Genomic DNA, 22624 nt, shown 5'->3' on the forward strand with positions numbered 1-22624 from the left:
ACAAAATAAACTGGGAGACTGAAATGACCCTGATGAAATCCTTGATGGGTGCCGCCGCTGCGGTCGCAATGTCAGCTGGAGCGGTTCTGGCCGAGCCAGCCGTAATCTTTGACCTGGGTGGCAAGTTCGACAAATCCTTCAACGAAGCTGCTCATAACGGCGCGCAGCGTTGGGCGAATGAGACCGGCGGCAAGTATCTGGAAATCGAAATTCAGGCAGAACCGCAGCGCGAACAGGCTCTGCGCCGTTTCGCGGAATCCGGTGCAAACCCGATCATCACCATGGGGTTTGGAATAGCAGACGCTTTGACCGCCGTCGCCAGTGATTACCCTGACACCAAATTCGTCGCTGTGGACGTAACTTGGCTGGACGCACCGAACATCCGCCAGATCGGCTTTGCCGAGCACGAGGGTTCATACTTGGTGGGCATGATGGCTGCTATGGCGTCGGAGTCTGGCACCGTCGGGTTCATCGGCGGCATGGACATCCCCCTGATTCGCCATTTTGGCTGCGGCTATGCCCAAGGCGCGAAGGCCGTGAATCCGGACATTAACGTTGTCGCCAACATGACCGGCACAACTCCTGCTGCCTGGAACGACCCTGTAAAAGGTTCGGAGCTTACCAAAGCGCAGATCAGCCAGGGCGCTGACGTGATTTACGCCGCAGCAGGCGGAACCGGCGTTGGCGTTCTGCAAACTGCGGCTGACGAAGGCATCCTGTCGATCGGTGTCGACAGCAACCAGAATCACTTGCATCCGGGCAAGGTTCTGACTTCAATGCTGAAACGCGTGGACGTTGCCGTTTATGAAGCGATGAAGGCGGGTGATAACGTAGAAACCGGCGTATTCACCATGGGTCTGGCCGAAGAAGGTGTCGGCGTTGCCATGGATGACAACAACAAAGAACTTGTTTCGGTCCGCATGAGCGATGCCGTGGACGAAGCCCGCAAGGGTATCATCAACGGCGACATTAATGTTGTAAGCTACTACGAGAACGACAGCTGCCCGGCACTGCAGTTCTGATAATGCGCGGGGCGGGAAGACCCTTTCCGCCTCGCTACCCACTTCGTCATCCGAGCCACCAGCCGGATGGGTTTTTCGGCAGTTGAGGGCAAGACATGACCGTCCCAGCCATTGAGCTCAAAGGGATTTCCAAAGCCTTTGGGCCGGTTCAGGCCAACAGAGACATCTCCATCAGCGTCGCCCCCGGTACGATCCATGGGATCATCGGTGAAAACGGTGCAGGCAAATCCACGTTGATGAGCATCCTCTTCGGTTTCTATAAGGCCGACAAAGGTGAGATTTGGATCAATGGATCCAAGACCGACATCCCTGACAGCCAGGCGGCCATTGCCTCGGGCATCGGGATGGTGTTCCAGCATTTCAAACTGGTGGAAAACTTCACCGTTCTGGAAAATATCGTTCTGGGCGCCGAGGATGGCGGACTGCTGGCCCCGTCCCTGGCAAAGGCTCGCAAAGAACTGAAAGAGCTTGAAGAAGAATACGAGCTGTTCGTCGATCCTGACAAACGCATCGACGAGATTGGTGTGGGGATGCAGCAGCGGGTCGAGATTCTCAAGGCCCTCTATCGCAAAGCCGAGATTCTGATATTGGACGAACCAACGGGCGTGCTGACCCCGGCTGAGGCCGATCAGCTGTTCCGAATCCTTGATCGTCTGCGGGCCGAGGGGAAAACGATCATCGTGATCACCCACAAGTTGCGCGAGATTATGGAAAATACCGACACCGTCTCGGTCATGCGGCGCGGGCAAATGACAGCGACTGTCAAAACGTCCGAGACCAGTCCGGAGGAACTTGCCGAACTGATGGTGGGCCGCAAGGTTCTGCTGCAGGTCGACAAGGTACCTGCGAAACCCGGCAAACCCATCCTCGAGATCGAAAAGCTGAGTGTTTTTGATTCCGCTGGTGTTGAAAGGGTCAAAGGCATCGATCTGACCGTACGCGCGGGTGAGATCGTCGGCATCGCTGGCGTGGCTGGCAACGGGCAATCCGAATTGCTGGAAGTTCTTGGCGGAATGCGTCCAGGTCAGGGCATGATCAAACTAAACGGCGAACCGCTGGCACTGAGTGGCGCAGGATCAGATGGTCAGGCCCGGCGCGCGCAGCACATCGCCCATGTGCCCGAAGACCGGCAGCGCGAAGGTCTGATCATGGATTTCCATGCCTGGGAGAATGTGGCCTTCGGGTATCACCGCGACCCGGCCTATAAACGCGGTATCTTTATGGACAACGCAGCGTTGCGTGCCGATACCGAAGCCAAGATCGAGAAATTCGACGTCCGCCCACCCAATCCCTGGTTGGCAGCCAAGAGTTTCTCGGGCGGCAACCAGCAGAAAATCGTTGTAGCACGCGAAATCGAACGCAACCCTGACTTACTGCTAGTCGGCCAACCCACACGGGGCGTGGACATCGGCGCAATTGAGTTCATTCACAAACAGATTGTTGCGCTGCGCGATCAGGGCAAGGCGATCCTGCTGGTCTCGGTCGAACTGGAAGAGATCTTTTCGCTCTCGGACCGGATCGCTGTGATGTTTGACGGACATATCATGGGTGAACGTTGGCCCCATGAAACAGATGAAAAAGAGCTGGGCCTGTTGATGGCCGGTGTTGCCGGAGAGGCCGCGTAACATGGAAAAAATGCCTAAATGGGCCGATGTCATTCTGATCCCGTTGATCAGTCTGATGCTGGCCGCAATACTTTCGGCGCTGGTCATCCTGGCCATCGGAGAGAACCCTGTCGAGGCCGTTCAACTGATGGTCACCGGTGCGCTGGGTTCGACTTATGGCTGGGGCTATACGCTCTACTATGCAACAAACTTCATGTTTACCGGCCTTGCGGTAGCTGTCGCCTTCCATGCCCGTATGTTCAACATCGGGGGCGAAGGTCAGGCGATGCTGGGCGGGCTGGGCGTAGCCATGGTCTGTCTGTATGTCGACTGGCCGCATTGGAGCATTGCTTTGCTTGCAGCCTGCGCAGCGTCGATGCTGTTCGGCGCGCTTTGGGCCGCCATTCCGGCCTATCTGCAGGCCAAGCGCGGCAGTCATATCGTGATCACCACGATCATGTTCAACTTTATCGCTGCTGCTTTCCTGAATTACATGCTGGTCAACGTCATGCGTCCCCAGGGTTCGCAAGACCCCGCCACAGCGCGGTTCCCCGATAATGTGAATCTGCCTTCCTTCCAGACGATGTTCTCGACCGCAGAGAACGTGGTGTTCCGGGGGGCTCCGGCGAACATCACCTTCTTCATCGCCTTGCTGGCCTGTGTCGTTGTCTGGGCGCTGATCTGGCGCACGCGTCTGGGGTATGAAATCCGCGCCTACGGCCATTCCGAGACCGGTGCTGTCTACGCCGGTATTTCGCCAGTGCGCATCACCATTATTGCGATGCTGATCTCGGGCGGGCTGGCCGGTCTGATGGCCATCAACAACGTCATGGGCGAGGCGGAGCGTCTGGTTCTGAACTCGACCGAAGGCGCCGGCTTCATTGGGATTGCCGTGGCACTCATGGGGCGATCGCACCCGTTTGGTGTATTTCTGGCCGCGCTCCTGTTCGGCTTCCTGTATCAGGGTGGTGCCGAGCTGGCGCTGTGGGCATCTATCCCGCGCGAACTGATCGTGGTCATCCAGGCGCTGGTCATCCTGTTCACGGGTGCATTGGATAACATGGTTCGAATGCCGCTTGAGAAACTGTTCCTTGGTATGCGGAAGAGGGCAGAGTGATGGAATTCTTCGTTACCCTCATCCAGGTTCTGGATTCGACCATCCGCCTGTCCACTCCGCTGCTGCTGGCCTGTCTGGCCGGTCTTTTTTCAGAACGCGCTGGTATTTTCGACATCGGTCTTGAAGGCAAGATGTTGATGGCAGCATTCTTTTCCGCAGCCATCGCAGCCGTCACAGGGTCGGTTTGGCTGGGCCTGCTTGCCGGTATCGCATCCTCATTGTTACTTTCGGGCCTTCATGGGCTGGCGTCCATCACGTTCCGGGGCAACCAATTGATCTCGGGTGTGGCCATCAACTTCCTCGCCTCGGGGCTGACTGTTCTGGTCGCCCAAAGCTGGTTTCAGCAAGGTGGGCGGACACCGTCGCTTTTTGGCGGAGGGCGGTTCGAGCCCATCAACTTCCCGTTCGCCGAATCCCTCAGCGGCGTGCCGATATTCGGTCCCATCTACTCTGAATTGCTCTCTGGCCATTCGATCCTGGTCTATGTGGCCTTCCTGATGGTTCCGGCCACCTGGTGGATTCTGTATCGCACCCGGTTTGGCCTGCGTCTTCGGGCGGTGGGTGAGAATCCTGCGGCGGTGGACACGGCAGGTGTCTCTGTGGTTGGCTTGCGCTTCGCAGCCGTCGCCATCTGCGGCGTGTTGTGCGGTATTGCCGGTGCGTATCTGGCCACGGCCCTGCAGGCGGGTTTCGTCAAAGAAATGACCGCCGGTCGGGGCTTTATCGCGCTGGCTGCCCTGATCTTCGCCAAATGGCGCCCATGGCATGCCATGTGGGCCTGTTTGCTGTTTGGTCTGCTTCAGGCCGTCGCCCTGCGGTTCCAGAACATCGATCTGGGTGGCGTTGTGATTCCGGTGCAGGTTATGGACGCCCTGCCCTACATCCTGACGGTGGTGATTCTGGCAGGGTTTGTCGGCAAGGCCATTCCACCTCGGGCGGGCGGAGAACCCTACGTGAAAGAGCGCTGATAGGGCCAGTTGCGAACTGAGTTTCAGTCCTGTTCGCTGCAGAGCGGCATGCAGAGTTGATTTTGCAGGCCGCAACGGCTCTAAGAGGGTATGAGTGTGGACCTTTCAAAAATCTGGCGTTTGCCATCCGTCCCTAGCAACGCGTTCAAGCGGGCTGGTGCGTATGTGCCGATTAGTCACATTCATCTTTTGAAATATTTTGGTGCATGCAACGCCAAGGCGTTGTGCCTCCGAACTCAGTGCGACTAGAAGAGCCCATGCAAATTTACCTTCCCATCGCCGAAGTCTCAGTAAATGCCTTCCTCCTCTTGGGGTTGGGCGGCATGGTCGGCGTCCTGTCCGGTATGTTCGGTGTCGGCGGCGGCTTTCTGATGACACCGCTACTATTTTTCATCGGCATTCCCCCGGCAGTGGCCGTTGCGACCGAAGCAAATCAGATTGTCGCATCGTCCTTTTCCGGTGTTCTGGCGCATTTCAGACGAAAGACCGTGGACCTCAGGATGGGAACGGTGCTGCTGATAGGTGGTCTGATCGGGGCCGCATTGGGCGTTGTTGTCTTCAACTACCTTAAAAGCCTGGGCCAGGTCGATCTGCTGGTGACACTCTGTTACGTTGTCTTCCTTGGCATTATTGGCAGCCTGATGTTTATCGAAAGCCTCAGGGCGCTGCGCAAGGCCAAGAAAGGTGGTGCGGCCCCCGCAAAGCGCCGCCAACGTGGTTGGGTTCATGCCATGCCCTTCAAGATGCGGTTTCGCACATCGGGCCTGTATATCTCGGTCATTCCACCGGCTTTGGTCGGTCTTTGCGTCGGTGTCCTGTCCGCGATCATGGGTGTAGGCGGCGGTTTCATCATGGTTCCGGCCATGATCTATCTGTTGGGGATGCCGACCAAGGTTGTTGTCGGCACGTCGCTGTTTCAGATCATCTTTGTAACTGCCTTTACGACGATGTTGCACGCCACCACCAACTACACGGTCGATGTCGTATTGGCGGTTTTGTTGCTGGTTGGCGGCGTTATCGGCGCCCAGATCGGAACTGTAATTGGCGCGCGGATGCCGGCTGAGCAATTGCGCGTGTTGCTGGCCGCTCTGGTTCTGGCCGTTTGCGGCAAACTGGCGCTTGATCTGCTTCTGGAACCTGCCGAGCTTTACTCGCTTGTCAGCGGCGGGGGACATTAAGGATGCTGCGTTCGTTCATAGCTGCAATGTGCCTGTTCTGCCTGCCCGCTGCGGCAGCAGAAGAGCAGGTGGTTCTTGGCCTCAGCCAGGATCGCGTTGCCATCACCGCCACGTTTGATGGATCCGAGATTCTTATCTTTGGGGCCATTAAACGTGAAACTCCGATTCCATCCGGTCCGCCGGTAGAAGTTATCGTCTCAATTGCCGGCCCGTCCGAACCCGTCACTGTACGCCGCAAGGAACGCAAACTGGGGATTTGGGTAAACACCGACAGCGTTCTGGTCGACCTTGCGCCCAGCTTTTATGCCGTCGCAACCAGTGGGCCTTTCAGAGAAATCCTGTCTGATACCGAGGACCTGCGTTACCGGGTCTCGATTGAACGTGCGATCCGCTCGGTCGGAGCATCGATGCATGTCCGGGGCGCACAGGATTTTGCCGATGCCGTAATACGCATCCGCGAGGCTGAACACCTGTATTCCATCCGTGAAAACACTGTGGCTGTGGACGAGCAGACATTGTTCCGCACCTCAATCGATATGCCTGCAGACCTGACGGAAGGCGAATACAGCGCCCGGATATTCCTGACCCGCGGCGGAGAAGTCATCTCGAGCTATGAAACGATCATTGATGTCCGCAAAGTTGGGCTGGAGCGGATTTTATTCAATATGTCTCGCCAACAGCCTGTCTGGTACGGCCTTATGTCACTGGTCATCGCAATTTCAGCGGGCTGGGGCGCTTCCACTGCATTCCGTCTGTTGCGGGAGAAGTAACGGTCAACCTCTGCCGATATATGGCATGGTCGTGGCCATGACGGTCATGAACTGCACGTTCGCCTCAGGCGGCAGGGTTGCCATATGAAGCACCGAACGCGCGGCGTCTTCGACCGCCATGGTTGGATCCGGCGTCTCGCCCGCCGCTTGCGCAGCATCCACCAGGCCCTGAACCATCTGCGTACGCGCGTTTCCGATATCGATCTGGCCGCACGCAATTTCAAAGGGTCGCCCATCCAGTGACAGGCTACGCGTCAGCCCTGTGATGGCGTGCTTTGTCGCCGAATAATGCACCGAATTCGGGCGCGGAACATGGGCGGCAATCGAGCCGTTATTGATGATCCGCCCACCCTGCGGATTCTGGCATCGCATGATCCCAAAGGCCGCGCGCGCGCACAGGAACATGCCGTTCAGGTTGACGTTGACGCTGTGGTACCAGTCGTCCAAATCGATCTCGTCAATCGTGCCGCCGGGTGCAAATATTCCTGCATTGTTGAAAAGAACATCCAGTCTTGGCACCTGGTCCGTGAACGATCGGAACGCCTTTTCGACAGCATCCGGATTCGTTACGTCCGCGGGTAGCGGTATGGCCGCTTGATGGTCTCGTGCCAGCGCATTCAGCTTATCTGCGCTGCGGGCCAACAGACCAACCGTCCATCCCTGAGCCAGAAAAAGCTCGGCAGTTGCTCGGCCGATTCCAGAGCTTGCCCCTGTTACGATTATGGAACTCATATCTCTTCTGCCTCCAATATGAGAGAGGTCGCAGGAACGGTACGCAAATCGTCCACCCTCAGCGGATGAGTTGGTTTCGACAAACGATTGCGGACCACCCAGACCAACCGCTCTTGCGCGCGCGTAATCGCGACATAGGCCAGACGTTTCCACAAAGGCTGCCCTGCCTCGGTCCGGCCCATACGAGCAGCGGCATAGATGTCAGGGGCGAAGACCTGAACCGTATCCCACTGGGACCCTTGCGCCTTGTGGATCGTCACGGCTGCTCCATGCAAAAAGGTCGCCCCCATGCGAGCGGCGTAGGGAATGAAGGGCTCTTCCTCATCCGGTTTTTCGATCTGAACGATCGAGGCGGCACTGACCTGCGGGTCTTCGGCCCCCAATACGTGAAGGCGCGAGAATCCCGGCTTCCGCCCCGGCCCCAGAAAGACGACCTGAGCCCCCTTAATCAACCCGCGGGCCTCAAGATCCAGCCGTTTCTTGCGATGTTTCAACGGCAATTCGATCCCATCGCAAATCAGCGGCTCACCTTCCAGCAACTCTGTGTCTGGCGCACCATGGACGTTCCGGAAAGCCTGTATCAGGCGAATACGAGTGGCGTTGCGCCAGACCAGAACCGGGCTGCGTGCCATCAGATCGACCTCGACCCGCTGACCCCAAACAACCCGGTCATCCCGTCGTGCGGTTTCTTCTATCAGCCGTTCGAAATCCTCAAAGCCCAATATCGGGTCGGCGAGCGCATGCGCGAGATCGAGGATCGGGTTGTCCGCGTCCTGTCGGTGCACCCGCTGAAGTGTCAACTTCCTAGGCTCGGGTAATGTTTCGAAAACCATGCTACCGGATTGATTTACCGGCGCCAGCTGAGCCGGGTCGCCAAACAGAAGAAGCGTCGGGAAAATCTCTTTCAGATCTTCGAACTGACGGTCATCCAGCATCGACGCCTCATCGACAAACCCGATATCCAGCGGCTCTTCGCGACGCTTCCAACCTGTGATGAAATCTGACCCGCGCAAACCAGCCGCCGCCAACGCTCCGGGGATCGATTTGTTGTTCTGAAAGAACGCAAACGCACGATCCAAGGCCTCGTCCGTCAGGCCTTCGATCTCGGGGCGTTCGTCATTGCCAGCCAGCCATTCGGCGATACGCTCGTATTCCGGGTCATAAACCGGCGTGTACAGGATGCGGTGAATCGTGGTTGCAGGCACTCCGCGTAGGCGCAGAACGCTTGCAGCTTTGTTCGTGGGGGCCAAAATGGCAAGGCTGCGCTTGTCCTTCGATTTGCGGCTTTCGAAGTCGCCGGAAACGATCTGCATACCCGTCTCAGCCAGGGCTTTGTAAAGCTCGGCCAACAGCAGGGTTTTGCCCGAACCGGCCTTACCGATCACGGCCATCACACCGGATTTTCCAACCCCTGGCAGCTTTAGAAGGGCATCATCTTCAAGATCGACACCTGCTGACCGCAACATCTCAGCGATGCTGTCATACGCGGCGGCCTGATCATCTGAGAAAGTCACATTCGGCAAAGACATGGCGCGACCCTACAGGGCCGCGCCAGCCATCACCAGATATGGAATTGCGTTTTCCGGCACTTAGGCAGACAAGGCAAACCGGTGCTGCGTCTTAGGCCCAAATGCGGTTTTGAACCACATCCGCGATAGCTCGCGCGGGATGCCCGCGCGCTTGGCCACACGGTTGCAATCGTCTGCGGAATAGGGCCACAACCCGATTGATATCTGATCACGCCCGCTGCCTTGGGTCCCCAGAACTTTGGGGGACGATCCAATCAGGCGATAAATCCTGATCATGCGCGCATCGAACACGCCTGCAATATGGGTCAAGCCAAAACCCTCCATCATTTCGCCACCGCTCAGCATGATAGCGCCAGCGGTATGCGGGCTGGCTGTGCGGGACAGGCAGAACCGGGTCACCTCCCAGATCAGCGGGCTGCAAATCTGCTTGCCGCCATTCAGGTGGCCAAATACTTCATTGATCATCACCCGGCCGGTTGTAGGCAAAACCCGCATCGACCCGCCATGACTGCCATCCGGCTCTTCCCATATGACATAAAGTGGGTTGAGATCATCGTATTCGTCCCGTTCTTCCCCCTTTTCGTCGACGTGGACATCCCACCCCAATCGGGATTTGAACTGATCCGCACGATCCTTGAACATCCCCTCTGCCAGAGTCGGAAATCTATGTAACTCATCGGCATATAAATAACGCAACATGACTTGTTCCCCTTGTCGTCCTGTGCAGGAACGAAGGGGGTACAGAGTTGTGGTTAATATTGCGTGTGGAGGCCGCTCGACCTTTAAACGACTATTAATCCTCGGCTAAGCGCCGTTGCGATTGCGTGGGTCGTATTATGGGCACCCAGTTTGGACCGGGCGCTTTCAATGTACACGCGTAGCGTATGTTCGGAAATTGACAGCGAATGCGCCACTTGGGCACGACTGTAACCCAGCGCCAAAAGTGTGATCGCGTCTATTTCCCTTGGAGAAAGGTTGCGCGTGGAGTCCGGTTGACGGTCTTTTTCAAATTCCAGTGCCTTACGATTGATGTAGTGCGCAACGAGAATCAATTCGCGCCCATAGGTCGCGATAAAGCCCTGCCAGGTTTGATCGTCACAATTGTGATTAACCGTAAACAGGGCGAACTGGCCGTTCGGGCCCCGGATTGGGATAGAATACCCCTGATTGCCGACACCATGGCTCTGCGCATCCAGAAGAAAGGACTTGGCCACTTTGCTCGACCAATCCAGCGACTTCCAGTCAACAGGATGAAATCGTTGGAAACATCCCAGAATGACAGGATCTATACGGTGATAGTTTTTTTCCCTGTATCGCTCATCCCAAGTGTCTGAGTAGGTTGTATAGCCGTATTGATCTCCGGCGCCATCAACCCAGTGATACGTCAGGTGCTCGACCCTCAGAATGTTCCGCAAACGCTCGGCGACGCTGCTGAGTTCTTCAAGCGTGTTGGTGTTTTCCAAATCCTGCAGGATTTGACCCAAGTCGAGTTTTGTTCCCATCCGCGGGCGCCCGTGCCTCATTCTTCATGGACGCAATTTCGGCCGCAGCGATCAGTCTTGTGTCATCAAGCTGTTCCGCGAGCGCGCTCAACCCGTTCGCAACGGCGAAAGCATTGAGGTCCGACAATACGTCCAATATCCACTCATTTTGCGCCATCAGGGTCTCTCTGAAACAGTTAACGAAGGGTTAACACAACCATAACATGTATGATCTTTTTCGGCCTATTCACCGGTTTCTACTCCCCAAAAATAGCGATGGGCAAAAACGCAAACATTTGAAAGATCATCAGAGGCCCAAAAAACGCAAAACACCCGCGAGCCGGAAACGCGATTCGCGGGTGTTTTTTGTCTACAACCTTTACGGGCTATCAACCTGCGTCCAGGACTTCCTCAAGGGTACGCAGACCGGTGCGCGGTGCCTGTACGAGAACGGACATGTTGCCCGGTTTGTGCTCGTTGCGTAGCATTTTCATGTGCGCCTCAGGCAGGTCGTTCCAGGTGAACACCTCGGACATGCAAGGGTCCAGGCGACGCTCGACCATCAGCTTGTTCGCGGCGGCCGCCTGTTTCAGGTGGGCAAAATGCGAACCCTGCAGGCGCTTCTGGTGCATCCACATGTAGCGTACGTCAAACGTGCAGTTGAAACCCGAGGTTCCGGCGCAAATCACCACCATGCCGCCTTTTTTCACCACAAAGGTCGACACCGGGAAAGTGCTTTCGCCCGGATGCTCGAACACCATATCGACATTGTTGCCTTTGCCGGTGATGTCCCAGATCGCCTTGCCGAACTTGCGAGCTTCTTTGAACCATTCGGCATATTCTGGTGTATTGACGGTGGGCAGTTGACCCCAGCAGTTGAAGTCCCGACGATTCAGCACTCCCTTGGCGCCCAGGCCCATAACGAAGTCACGCTTGCTTTCATCCGAGATCACGCCGATCGCATTCGCGCCTGCGGTATTGATCAACTGGATTGCGTAAGAGCCCAATCCACCCGACGCACCCCAAACCAAGACATTCTGGCCAGGCTTCAGATCATGTGGCTCATGACCAAACAGCATCCGGTATGCGGTCGCCAGCGTCAGTGTATAGCACGCCGCCTCTTCCCAGGTCAGGTGCTTGGGGCGCGGCATCAGCTGTTGCGCCTGCACGCGGGTGAACTGACTGAATGAGCCGTCCGGGGTTTCATAACCCCAGATTCTTTGGCTGGTCGAATACATCGGATCACCGCCGTTGCATTCCTCGTCGTCGCCATCGTCCTGGTTGCAGTGGATGACAACCTCATCACCGACTTTCCAGCGCTTTACCTTGTCACCAACGGCCCAAACGATACCTGACGCATCCGAACCAGCAATATGATAGGGTGCCTTATGGCCGTCAAACGGGCTGATCGGCTGACCCAAAGCGGCCCAGACGCCGTTGTAGTTGACGCCGGCAGCCATAACCAGAACCAGCACTTCGTTGCTGTCCAAAGCCGGGATATCAACGACTTCCTGCTTCATGGCTGTGTTCGGTTCACCATGGCGTTCCTTACGGATAGCCCAGGCGTACATTTGCTTTGGGACATATCCCATGGGCGGGATTTCACCCATTTCATAGAGATCTTTTTCGGGTGCCTCGTACGACGCGATACCGCTGTCGGTGTCCAGAGCCATGCTGGCCTCCTTTTTTCAATACCTTTGCCGCGACGCAGAATCGCGCGCTTCACAAATGAAATATTGGGCGTCGCGAAATATTGCAACCGTTTTTGGCATCAGTTTGTAATTTTATGACCCAGCAGATGCAGAAAACTATTGTGCAGATGCAGAATTGTCTCTGCCCGAGCCAACTCGGGCGGACGCTGCATAATACTCCAGAAGATCGCCGCGCTGACCTGAAACAGCAAGCATATCCCCCTGACGGCTCAGAATTCGGCGTTCGACCAGTTGATCCAAAGCATTTGATATTGCCCGCGAATTGTCCTTGGTTTGCGGGTCATCGCGCTCCATCATCTGTTGAACATGTGACAGTACATCTTTTTCAGACATCGGCCCGTTGTCGCGCACCAGCAAGCAAGCTGCAGGTGCCGGCACCAGCGGAATAGCGTGCTGGATGCGCTGCATCAGGGCCCGCGCCAAATCGGTCATCATGTCTTCTCGGCCCTCGGCCCGAAAGTCCTTCAGCGAAATCGGCTTCCCATACCGCACCGAAGCTAAACCAAATCGCTTGTATCGGCCGATCAAACGGCGCCAAAGCTGCTTGAGTATCCAGCGTGTGATCACACCGATCCGAGCCCGGAATCGTCGTTCCGTGCCAAGTGCTGCGCGGGTCAGGATGGTGTCTTCCAGCACGCGATCATAGTTCAATGCGACCGGGACAAACACCACGTCGCGCCCCTGAAGCGACGTTCCGTCCATAATGTACTTGAGCAAACCAAGCTTCGGGCGGGCAAGTGCTCCAGTCAGGCTCAACCCGCCCTCGGGGAACATGGCTTGCGTCACACCAGCTTCGGTTGCGTGGCGCACGTAGCTGGACAGGACCTGTCGATAAAGCTCGCTGCCGGATCTGCGTCGGATAAAATATGCCCCCATGGCGCGGATCAGACGGCTTAACGGCCAGACACGCGCCCACTCTCCAACCGCATATGACAGAGCCGACTGCTGCGCGGCCAGATAGGTGACCAGCACATAATCCATGTTGCTCCGATGGTTCATGACAAAAACAACCGTTGCATCAGGATCGATATTCTTGACGGCCTCTTCGTCTTCGTAACTAAGCCGCACCTCGTAGAATGTATTGCTCAGAAGTCGAGCCAGTCGGATTGCAAAGCTGAAATAGGCAAATGCTGAAAAGGAAGGCACGATCTCACGGGCGTAGCGGCGCGCCTTCTCAGAGGCGACGGCCTCGGGCATTCCGGATTCGCGGGCGTGCTGCTGCACCGCCTGCCCCACCTGCGGATCATAAATCAGCCGCTGTATCATATCGTGTCGACGCGCCAGCTTGAAGGGCTGGATCGGGCGTTGAAGTCGCTTGTTCAGACGAGAAACCGCGCGCTCCAACCGTCGACGGAAAAACCAGCGGACAGACGGGAACAGGAAATGCGATGCAAAAGTGACCATGGCAAAGACCACGATCAGCACGAAAAGCCAAATCGGAAGTTCCACGGTTTGCGTCATGGCCGCACATTGCCATCAATCGCAACCGCTCACAATCTGAACAATTGAAGGATGCCGCAACGCAGCGAATTGACATGTCCCGAAAATTGCGCTTTAGAACCTCAGGACGAAATTTTATTGCCCATCGGAACACGAGGCCCCCACATGACGCAGACGCAGAAAGATCGCCCCTGGCTCATCCGAACCTATGCTGGTCATTCAACCGCCAAGGCCTCGAACGCACTCTACCGTGGCAACCTCGCCAAGGGCCAAACCGGCCTGTCGGTTGCCTTCGATCTGCCTACGCAAACCGGATATGACAGCGACCACACGCTGGCGCGCGGCGAAGTCGGCAAGGTGGGTGTACCGGTCTGCCATCTGGGTGACATGCGAGTTTTGTTCGAGCAGATTCCACTGGAACAGATGAATACGTCGATGACGATCAATGCGACAGCGCCTTGGTTGCTTGCGCTTTATATCGCAGTGGCCGAGGAACAGGGCGCGGATGTTTCGAAACTGCAGGGCACGGTTCAGAACGACCTGATCAAAGAGTATCTGAGCCGCGGTACATATGTTTGCCCACCGAAACCGTCACTGAAGATGATCGCGGACGTGGCCGAGTATTGCTATACCAACGTTCCCAAATGGAACCCGATGAATGTCTGTTCCTATCACCTGCAAGAAGCCGGCGCGACGCCTGAACAGGAACTGGCTTATGCTCTGGCCACGGCCATCGCTGTTCTGGACGAGTTGCGCCCGCGTGTTCCGGCCGAGGATTTCCCCGCGCTATGTGGCCGAATTTCGTTCTTTGTGAATGCGGGCATCCGTTTTGTCACCGAAATGTGCAAAATGCGAGCCTTTGTCGATCTTTGGGATGAGATCCTGCAACAACGTTATGGCGTCGAGAACCCGAAGTTCCGTCGATTCCGTTATGGCGTACAGGTGAACTCGTTGGGTCTGACTGAGCAGCAGCCAGAAAACAACGTCTACCGCATCCTGATCGAGATGTTGGCCGTAACCCTGTCGAAAAACGCACGTGCGCGCGCCGTTCAATTGCCTGCCTGGAACGAGGCGCTTGGCCTGCCGCGTCCCTGGGATCAGCAATGGTCGATGCGGATGCAGCAAATTCTGGCCTATGAAACCGATCTGCTGGAATTCGATGACTTGTTCGATGGCAACCCGGCCGTCGATGCCAAGGTCGAAGAGCTGAAAGAAGGTGCGCGAGCTGAGTTGGCAAATCTGGATTCTATGGGCGGCGCTGTCGCATCAATTGAATATATGAAATCCCGGCTTGTGGATTCCAACGCCGAGCGCCTGAACAGGATCGAACGCAACGAAACTGTTGTTGTTGGTGTAAACAAATGGATGGACGGAGAGGCCTCGCCGCTGCAAACCGAAGATGGCGGTATCATGGTCGTTGATCCGGCCGTAGAACAGGACCAGATTGACCGCCTGAACGCGTGGCGTGCCGAACGGGACGAGGCGACAGTTGCGGCAACCTTGGCGTCGTTGCGCGAAGCGGCACAAACCGGGGCGAATATTATGGAGCCGTCCATCGCCGCCGCGAAGGCAGGTGTGACAACGGGCGAGTGGGCGGAAGAGATGCGCAAGGTCTACGGCACCTATCGCGGCCCGACGGGCGTCTCTGGATCTGTTTCCAACAAAACCGAAGGGTTGGACGACCTGCGTGCCGCCGTTGATGCCGTCAGCGATAAGTTGGGCCGCCGTCTGAAGTTTCTGGTGGGCAAACCCGGCCTGGACGGCCATTCTAACGGCGCCGAACAGATTGCATTCCGTGCCCGCGATTGCGGTATGGACATCAGCTATGAGGGCATTCGCCTGACGCCAGAGGAAATCGTCGCAGCCGCCCGCGAAGATGACGCGCATGTCATTGGATTGTCGATCCTGTCCGGAAGCCACCTGCCCTTGGTCGAAGACGTATTAGAGCGTCTGCGGAAGGCCGGGCTGGCTCATGTTCCTGTGGTGGTTGGCGGCATTATTCCGGATGAAGATGCCGAAAAAATGAAAACCATGGGCGTTGCCAAGGTTTATACTCCAAAAAACTTCGAACTTAATGCGATCATGGGCGATATTGTAACGCTGGTAGACCCCAAAAACCTCGCGGCCGAGTAACTGAGGCTTTAGGACCTTTTTTCCCCGTTTCTTTCCCTTAGATATTTGGGATGGAATAAACAGTTTTTTGGAATTACGGTGCGCGCTCATGTGCGCCGCAATCTAAAACTAATGGAGAAGAATGATGGGGATCAATGTTGGACAAATGTCCCGTAAAGACCTATTGGCTTTGCGAAGTGATGTTGAAAAAGCTCTGGTAAGCGCCGAAAAGCGCGAACGTAAGGAAGCCTTGCAGGCAGCCGAAAAGGCGGCAGCGGAATTCGGTTTTTCACTGTCTGAACTGTCTGGCGAAGCACCACGCGGTGCAAAACCTACGAAAACAAAAGCAAAATACCGCAACCCTGCAAATCCCGAGCAAACCTGGACAGGCCGTGGCCGCAAGCCCCAATGGGTGCATGACGCGCTGAAGGCAGGTGCAGATATTTCTGATTTGGAAATCTGATCAGAGCGTTTTGGTAAAATGACAATTCATATTGGCGCTGAAAGAGGCGAAATTGCAGAAACCGTTCTTTTGCCTGGTGATCCTTATCGGGCAAAATGGGCGGCTGAGACGTTTCTGGACGACGTAAAACAGGTCAATAACGTTCGGGGAATGCTTGGCTTTACCGGAAATTGGAAGGGAAATCCTGTAACGGTACAGGGAAGTGGCATGGGAATGCCTTCTCTTTCCATTTACGTAAACGAATTGATACGGGACTATGATGCAAGAACCCTAATCCGCATTGGATCATGCGGGGGGATGCAGGACAGCGTCAATATTCGTGATGTAATTCTGGCTATGACATCAACCACGCTGAGCACACCGTCGCGCGGTATCATGAAAGAGCTCAACTTTGCCCCCTGCGCCGACTGGGACTTGTTGCAGGGTGCAGCAGCAGCGGCGGCGGCAAAGGGAACGCCGACCCATGTTGGCGGAATCTACTCTTCAGATGTTTTCTATGATGAGCGCCCGGATCTGAATGAACAGATGGTACGTCACGGCATACTGGGCGTCGAGATGGAAGCGGCCGAGCTGTATATACTGGCGGCGCGTCACAAATGCCGCGCTCTGGCCGTACTCACTGTTTCCGATCACCTGTTGACCGGAGAAGCTCTGCCTTCATCTGAACGAGAGAGCAGCTTTGGCGATATGGTGGAAATCGCACTTACAGCGGCCTTCCCGAACGGCTGACTTAGTGAAGGTGCCCCACGGCACTTGCCAGACTCAACGCCCGTGCGTGCGATCGTAACCATTGCGCGCCGGGCTTTCCCAACCTTCCAGATCTCTGTCCGCCGGGGCGAACACTTCGACCAGCAAGGGATGGCAAGAGGCGGTGTCCGAGGAATGCTCGGACGAACAATCACCTCCTGGGCAGGCACTGAGATTGCCCAGCAGATCAATCTCTGCAAAAAACTCCAGATAGTCACCGGGACGCACGGGCGAGGCCTTCATGAAATACTCGCCTGTATCGCGCGTGAAACCTGTGCACATAAAGACATTCAAAACGTCGTGCACGGCAGGCTCAGCTTCGCCCAACGGAATACTCAAGTGATCCGCCAACGCACGGGTAAGGTTGGAGTGGCAGCAATGGTGGTATTGCGTGCCTGACAACAGGTTGCCCGTATACGGATCGCACCGCGTGCCGATCACGTCATGAACCGATCCGCCATAGGCATCGATCCCATACCAGTCCAGAGTATCCGAAATGATCGTGGCCATCGGACGTAGGTGAGGGAAACTGGACCACATCCGCTCTCCGGTGGTCAGGTGTGTGCCATGCAACGCCCGGGTTTTCCCCGAATAGAACCGCTCGGACAAGTCGTTGCGGTTCCAGAGGTTCAGATCACCAACCTGCGGCCCGTCGACCGACGTGATGCGAAAGAAATGCCCGGCAGGAACTTCAAAACAGCGCGCATCGCGCGGAGGAACCAGCACTTCGCTGGTTTTAACTGCGTGTTCGCGCTGTGATCTGATCCACATCAAATCGGGTTGCGGCAATGCATCGTTCGGGTAGCAAATGACCGGGGCAACCGCACGTCGGGCATCGGCGTCCTCAGGTGGGCAGGTGGTGTTTTCAGAACCGGTCATACGGGGCAGAGTGGCGTATTATTCAACCCGCGAAAAGTCATAATTTTACGGATCTTTTGCCTTCAAACATCGCAATGGTTGGTCTTGGGCAGTAATCTCGGCTCCGCAGAAGCTACACCGCCATACGCCATGGCTTTTGTCTTGCCGCCACCGACAATCTCGTGTCAGCGCTGAATGGCGCGCGCGCCAGAAAAAATAGGCGAACACTCCGGTCGCCAGAAGAAGCAGAAGAACAGGCATTCCTCTGCTTTGCTGATTAACGGACGCTTTTCAAGTGCCGCAGCCCGTTATCAGGCCGCGTTTGCGTATTCGAACAGCTCGGGTTCCTTGTCGGCCTGAACCGGCTCTGGCGTGTAATAAGCCCATGCCTGTTCAAGCAGTTTCAGTGCCTCTTGGGCGTCGACTTTCTGTTTGGATGTCGCTGTGCTCATTGGAGTGATCCTGACTTAATCTCATCACTCCTCCCTGATCAAAAAATAAGGCAACACAGCCGGGGCTGCATCGCCTAATTTTGCAAGTTGGACATGCGCTTATCGCAAACCGACTTCGCGCTTAAACTGCGCGTTCGACCATCATCTTCTTGATTTCAGCAATCGCCTTGGCAGGGTTCAGACCTTTCGGGCAGGTCTTGGCGCAGTTCATGATGGTGTGGCAGCGATAGAGCTTGAACGGATCTTCCAGCTCGTCCAGACGCTCACCCGTGGCTTCATCCCGGCTGTCGATGATCCAGCGATAAGCGTGCAGCAACGCGGCGGGGCCAAGATACCGATCGCCGTTCCACCAGTAGCTGGGGCAAGATGTCGAGCAACTGGCGCACATCACGCATTCATACAGACCATCCAGCTTTTTTCGGTCCTCGATCGACTGCTTCCATTCCTTCGCAGGGCGGTTGGTCTTGGTTTCCAGCCATGGCATGATCGAGGCATGCTGGGCATAGAAATGGGTCAGGTCAGGGATCAGGTCCTTGACCACCGGCATGTGCGGCAGCGGATAGATCTTCACGTCGCCTTTGATTTCGTCCATGCCATAGATACAGGCCAGCGTGTTGATCCCGTCGATATTCATCGCGCAGGAGCCACAGATGCCCTCGCGACAGGATCGGCGGAAGGTCAACGTGGGATCGATCTCGTTCTTGATCTTGATCAGCGCGTCCAGAACCATCGGACCGCACGTGTCCATGTCGACGAAATAGGTGTCGACACGCGGGTTTTGACCGTCATCAGGGTTCCAGCGATAGATCTGGAACTTGCGCACATTGGTGGCGCCGTCTGGCTTGGGCCAGGTCTTACCGGTTGTTATCCGGGAATTCTTGGGCAGGGTCAGTTGAACCATGTCAATTCTCCATTCAGCACAAGGCCGCCTTTCAGCCTGTCCGGGCGCGCTGGGACGCCCCTCGGTTATAATGCCCCCAATGGGCAATGTTCACGTCAAAATCCGGCGAGAGCCAGTCTACAACTCTTTGCGGATCGTCCTGATCGATATCAAAGCGCAAGAAGCGCGGGTTGCCGTCGAAATAAGCTTCGACCTCGATATGGTGCACGTCGTACATGTGCACCCAACCCTGTTTCACCTCATCAACTGTCTGACCATTTGCCTTGCAGCATCGTGCAAGATAACCGCCTTTGGAATGGCTGGCACGGGACGCGATCCAGTCATCCCGGTTTCGCGTGTTCAGCAAAAAGTAAGCGTCCGGGTACGCCGCGTGCAGGTCCCGGAACAATCGCGCACCGTCCAGCATGACGCGTGAATTGACAAAGGCGATGTCGGTGAAGGCGCGTACTGCTCCAAAGCCGCTCAGTGGTTTTCGCCCCATGGCAATGTTGGTCATCATGAGATGAGCAAGGTTCTGACCCTGATCATCTTCCCAATGCACCGAGGGAATTCCACTGTTTTGAAACAACTTGTGGAAGGACGTCGTCGCACATCGGTTCAAACCGATCAGGATTATCTTGGGATCGATTTTCCCAGTGTTCAGAACCTCAACCGTCATAGCAGGCACCGGACGCACGCCATCCGCTGGCCAAGAGCCTCAGCGATGTTCGTCGGTATTTGGCGCCTACACACCATTGCCTGATTTCCCAGCCCCTTAGAAGGTCCGCGCCTTGGGCGCGATTTTCTGCAGGCTGATGCCGCCTTCCGCTTCCGACGTCAGCGGATCGACAACGACCGGGCGATAGCTGAGGTCAACTTTGTTGCCCTCAACACGCGAAACAGTGTGGACCCGCCAGTTTTCGTCATCGCGTGCCGTGAAATCTTCGTGCGCGTGGGCGCCGCGGGATTCCTTGCGTGCTTCGGCGCCTACGATGGTCGCCAGCGCACTGGGCATCAGATTGGTCAACTCCAGCGTCTCCATCAGGTCGCTGTTCCAGACCAGCGAGCGGTCGGTGACTTTCAGGTCATCCATCTTGGCAGCGATCGCCGTCATCTTCTCGACGCCTTCGGCCATGGTCTTGGCGGTGCGGAATACCGCCGCGTCCGCCTGCATGGTCTTTTGCATCTCAAGCCGCAGATCGGCGGTCGGGATCGAACCGCTGGCGTTGCGCGCCACATCGAAACGGTCGAACGCCTTATCGACCGACGCCTGGTTCAGAACCGGGTTGGCAGCTTCAGCGTCCACGACTTTCCCAGCCCGAATCGCCGCCGCACGACCAAAGACCACAAGGTCAATCAGCGAGTTTGACCCCAGCCGGTTCGCACCGTGGACCGAAGCACAGCCCGCTTCGCCAACGGCCATCAGGCCCGGCACAACAGCGGTTGGGTTCTCGGTTGTGGGGTTCAGAACCTCGCCCCAATAGTTCGTCGGGATACCGCCCATATTGTAATGCACGGTCGGCAAGACCGGGATCGGTTCCTTGGTCACATCCACACCGGCAAAAACGCGCGCCGATTCCGAAATTCCCGGCAGACGTTCGGCCAAAGCCTCGGCTGGCAGGTGGCTCAGGTTCAAATGGATATGGTCCCCATCATCCCCGTGACCGCGCCCTTCGCGAATTTCCATGGTCATTGATCGCGAGACATAGTCGCGTGGCGCGAGGTCCTTGTACTGGGGCGCGTAACGCTCCATGAACCGTTCGCCTTCCGAGTTGGTCAGGTAACCGCCTTCACCACGGGCGCCTTCGGTAATCAGGCAGCCAGAACCGTAGATGCCGGTCGGGTGAAACTGCACAAACTCCATATCCTGCAACGCCAGACCTGCACGGGCCACCATGCCGCCGCCATCACCTGTACATGTATGGGCCGAGGTCGCGCTGAAATATGCCCGGCCGTAACCACCGGTCGCCAGCACCACCATCTTGGCGTTGAACACGTGCATGGTGCCATCGTCCAGCTTCCAGCAGACGACGCCCTGACATTGACCATCCTCGGACATGATCAGGTCAATAGCGAAATACTCGATATAGAATTCAGCGTTGTTCTTCAGCGACTGGCCATACAACGTATGCAGGATCGCATGACCCGTTCGGTCGGCGGCGGCACAGGTGCGCTGTACTGCGGGGCCTTCACCGAATTCGGTGGTGTGACCACCAAAGGGGCGCTGATAGATCTTGCCTTCCTCGGTGCGGCTGAAAGGCACACCATAATGTTCCAGCTCGTACACCGCCTTGGGTGCCTCACGTGCCAGGTATTCCATCGCGTCAGTGTCGCCCAGCCAGTCCGAGCCCTTGACCGTGTCATACATGTGCCACTGCCAGTTGTCCGGGCCCATATTCGACAGCGACGCGGCGATGCCACCCTGTGCTGCCACTGTATGAGAACGGGTCGGGAACACCTTGGTCACGCAGGCCGTACGTAGCCCTTGCTCTGCCATACCCAGCGTTGCCCGCAGACCGGCCCCACCGGCACCAACAACGACCACGTCATATTCATGCGTTTCGTATTCGTATGCAGCCATTTCTTTCAGCTCCGGGAATTAAAGGGCAATGCGCGCGATAGCGAAGATGCCAGCAGCAGCCGCGCCATAAGACAGGCAGGTCACCAGAATGATCAGGACCTTTTCAAGCGTACCGTGAACGTAGTCCTCCAGCATCACTTGCGCGCCGTCCGCGAAATGTTTGAAGCCAACCGCCAGCGTCAGTGCGGCCACGATGGCAGGGAAGGGCCGCGAGTAGTATTCGAGTACCACGTCAAACGGCTGACCCAGAACCGGGCCAAAGGTAAATACAAACATCGGCACAAGGATCAGCAAAGCAACTGAGCTGACTTTCATCGCCCAGAAATGGGCTGTACCGGATTTTGCCGAGCCAAGACCAGCGGCGCGTTTACGGTCGGTCAGATAACGCATGTCAGGCCTCCAATCACGCGACGACGACAAGGGTCAGAAGGGTCAGGACGACTGATCCGATGACAACTGCCCAGCCCAGCTTTGTCGCTGTGGGAATGTCCAGACCAACCGCATTGTCCCAGATCAGGTGCCGCACACCGGCAAGCGTGTGATACCAGAGACCCCAAACAGACAGAGCCATTACCAGATCCCCCAGCATCGAGGTGATCACGCCATTTGCCCTGGCGAAGGCCTCGGGCGAGGTCGCTGCGGCCAGAAACCACCAGACGATCAACAACGCCGCCAAGAGAAGGGCATTGCCGGTGATACGTGTCAGGATGGACGTGACCGACGTCAGCTGCGGACGATAGATCGACAGATGCGGCGAAAGTGGGCGGTTGCCCCGATTTACATCGGCCATGGCGGCTCCTTTTCGGTTGGCTACCGAACGTTTTACTGGTTTTTGCGACACTGTCACGTGCTGCGGGTGCAAAAAACACTAAATTCGGCGCAAAGTGACGGATAATTCAACTATGTGATCACACAAAATATTCTTGTGATCACATATTATATTCTCCCTCATCAATGTTAGCGATTTCAAGGCGAAAG

Annotated in this window: 22 protein-coding genes; 9 read left to right on the forward strand and 13 right to left on the reverse strand. The window is 56.5% G+C overall.

From position 1 onward, the window contains the following. The first annotated feature begins 23 nt into the window (after positions 1 to 23). From Q0816_RS11555 to Q0816_RS11580, 6 genes are all read left to right on the forward strand, one after another. Positions 24 to 1022, forward strand: a complete 999-nt coding sequence (locus Q0816_RS11555) for a BMP family ABC transporter substrate-binding protein (protein WP_298850542.1) — start codon at positions 24 to 26, stop codon at positions 1020 to 1022. A gap of 95 nt (positions 1023 to 1117) precedes the next feature. Further along, positions 1118 to 2647: an ABC transporter ATP-binding protein gene (locus Q0816_RS11560; RefSeq protein ID WP_298850544.1), complete on the forward strand. Its 1530-nt coding sequence runs from the start codon at positions 1118 to 1120 to the stop codon at positions 2645 to 2647. 1 nt (position 2648) lies between these two features. Continuing rightward, complete coding sequence (locus tag Q0816_RS11565; protein ID WP_298850546.1) at positions 2649 to 3743, forward strand: ABC transporter permease; 1095 nt, start codon at positions 2649 to 2651, stop codon at positions 3741 to 3743. Next, positions 3743 to 4711, forward strand: a complete 969-nt coding sequence (locus tag Q0816_RS11570; RefSeq protein ID WP_298850548.1) for an ABC transporter permease — start codon at positions 3743 to 3745, stop codon at positions 4709 to 4711. The genes Q0816_RS11565 and Q0816_RS11570 overlap by 1 nt, the downstream gene beginning before the upstream one ends. Positions 4712 to 4968: 257 nt before the next feature. Next, the gene (locus Q0816_RS11575) at positions 4969 to 5889 is read left to right on the forward strand and encodes a sulfite exporter TauE/SafE family protein (RefSeq protein WP_298850550.1); all 921 of its coding nucleotides are present in this window, start codon (positions 4969 to 4971) and stop codon (positions 5887 to 5889) included. Between the two features lie 2 nt (positions 5890 to 5891). After that, positions 5892 to 6659, forward strand: a complete 768-nt coding sequence (locus Q0816_RS11580) for a TIGR02186 family protein (RefSeq protein ID WP_298850552.1) — start codon at positions 5892 to 5894, stop codon at positions 6657 to 6659. A gap of 3 nt (positions 6660 to 6662) precedes the next feature. Here Q0816_RS11580 and Q0816_RS11585 read toward each other — a convergent pair whose 3' ends face one another. The 6 genes from Q0816_RS11585 to Q0816_RS11610 form a co-directional block, all read right to left on the reverse strand. Continuing rightward, positions 6663 to 7391 (reverse strand): SDR family oxidoreductase, encoded by a 729-nt coding sequence (locus tag Q0816_RS11585; RefSeq protein WP_298850554.1) that lies wholly within the window; start codon positions 7389 to 7391, stop codon positions 6663 to 6665. Next, complete coding sequence (locus Q0816_RS11590) at positions 7388 to 8920, reverse strand: AAA family ATPase (RefSeq protein WP_298850555.1); 1533 nt, start codon at positions 8918 to 8920, stop codon at positions 7388 to 7390. The genes Q0816_RS11585 and Q0816_RS11590 overlap by 4 nt, the downstream gene beginning before the upstream one ends. A gap of 60 nt (positions 8921 to 8980) precedes the next feature. Then, positions 8981 to 9619 (reverse strand): acyl-homoserine-lactone synthase, encoded by a 639-nt coding sequence (locus Q0816_RS11595; RefSeq protein ID WP_298850557.1) that lies wholly within the window; start codon positions 9617 to 9619, stop codon positions 8981 to 8983. Between the two features lie 83 nt (positions 9620 to 9702). Beyond that, entirely contained in the window at positions 9703 to 10422 is a 720-nt protein-coding gene (locus Q0816_RS11600; RefSeq protein WP_298850559.1) for an autoinducer binding domain-containing protein, read from the reverse strand. A 368-nt stretch (positions 10423 to 10790) separates the two neighbouring features. Then, positions 10791 to 12074: a crotonyl-CoA carboxylase/reductase gene (gene ccrA, locus Q0816_RS11605; protein WP_298850561.1), complete on the reverse strand. Its 1284-nt coding sequence runs from the start codon at positions 12072 to 12074 to the stop codon at positions 10791 to 10793. Between the two features lie 135 nt (positions 12075 to 12209). Further along, positions 12210 to 13574, reverse strand: a complete 1365-nt coding sequence (locus Q0816_RS11610; protein ID WP_298850563.1) for a 1-acyl-sn-glycerol-3-phosphate acyltransferase — start codon at positions 13572 to 13574, stop codon at positions 12210 to 12212. A gap of 51 nt (positions 13575 to 13625) precedes the next feature. Between Q0816_RS11610 and Q0816_RS11615 the strand changes: the two genes are divergently transcribed. From Q0816_RS11615 to deoD, 3 genes are all read left to right on the forward strand, one after another. Beyond that, on the forward strand, positions 13626 to 15686 hold the full coding sequence (locus Q0816_RS11615) for a protein meaA (protein WP_298850566.1): 2061 nt from the start codon (positions 13626 to 13628) through the stop codon (positions 15684 to 15686). Positions 15687 to 15810: 124 nt separating this feature from the next. Continuing rightward, on the forward strand, positions 15811 to 16128 hold the full coding sequence (locus Q0816_RS11620; RefSeq protein ID WP_298850568.1) for an H-NS histone family protein: 318 nt from the start codon (positions 15811 to 15813) through the stop codon (positions 16126 to 16128). An 18-nt stretch (positions 16129 to 16146) separates the two neighbouring features. Beyond that, entirely contained in the window at positions 16147 to 16857 is a 711-nt protein-coding gene (deoD, locus tag Q0816_RS11625) for a purine-nucleoside phosphorylase (protein WP_298850570.1), read from the forward strand. A 33-nt stretch (positions 16858 to 16890) separates the two neighbouring features. On the opposite strand, the gene Q0816_RS11630 is transcribed toward deoD, so the two are convergent. The 7 genes from Q0816_RS11630 to sdhC form a co-directional block, all read right to left on the reverse strand. Then, a complete protein-coding gene (locus Q0816_RS11630; RefSeq protein WP_298850572.1) occupies positions 16891 to 17754 on the reverse strand; it encodes a DUF1989 domain-containing protein in 864 nt (287 codons plus the stop codon). Positions 17755 to 18044: 290 nt separating this feature from the next. Then, a complete protein-coding gene (locus Q0816_RS11635) occupies positions 18045 to 18185 on the reverse strand; it encodes a hypothetical protein (protein ID WP_172677882.1) in 141 nt (46 codons plus the stop codon). Positions 18186 to 18306: 121 nt separating this feature from the next. Next, on the reverse strand, positions 18307 to 19086 hold the full coding sequence (locus tag Q0816_RS11640) for a succinate dehydrogenase iron-sulfur subunit (protein ID WP_152456842.1): 780 nt from the start codon (positions 19084 to 19086) through the stop codon (positions 18307 to 18309). Positions 19087 to 19117: 31 nt separating this feature from the next. Beyond that, the gene (locus Q0816_RS11645; protein ID WP_298850583.1) at positions 19118 to 19744 is read right to left on the reverse strand and encodes a sulfotransferase; all 627 of its coding nucleotides are present in this window, start codon (positions 19742 to 19744) and stop codon (positions 19118 to 19120) included. 96 nt (positions 19745 to 19840) lie between these two features. Beyond that, positions 19841 to 21646 (reverse strand): succinate dehydrogenase flavoprotein subunit, encoded by a 1806-nt coding sequence (gene sdhA, locus Q0816_RS11650; RefSeq protein WP_298850584.1) that lies wholly within the window; start codon positions 21644 to 21646, stop codon positions 19841 to 19843. 18 nt (positions 21647 to 21664) lie between these two features. Then, positions 21665 to 22036 (reverse strand): succinate dehydrogenase, hydrophobic membrane anchor protein, encoded by a 372-nt coding sequence (gene sdhD / locus Q0816_RS11655; protein WP_298850588.1) that lies wholly within the window; start codon positions 22034 to 22036, stop codon positions 21665 to 21667. Between the two features lie 13 nt (positions 22037 to 22049). After that, positions 22050 to 22436, reverse strand: coding sequence for a succinate dehydrogenase, cytochrome b556 subunit (gene sdhC, locus Q0816_RS11660; protein ID WP_298850590.1), 387 nt, complete (start codon positions 22434 to 22436; stop codon positions 22050 to 22052). Between the last annotated feature and the right edge of the window lie 188 nt (positions 22437 to 22624).

Source organism: uncultured Ruegeria sp. (genome assembly GCF_947497005.1).
GTDB lineage: Bacteria > Pseudomonadota > Alphaproteobacteria > Rhodobacterales > Rhodobacteraceae > Ruegeria.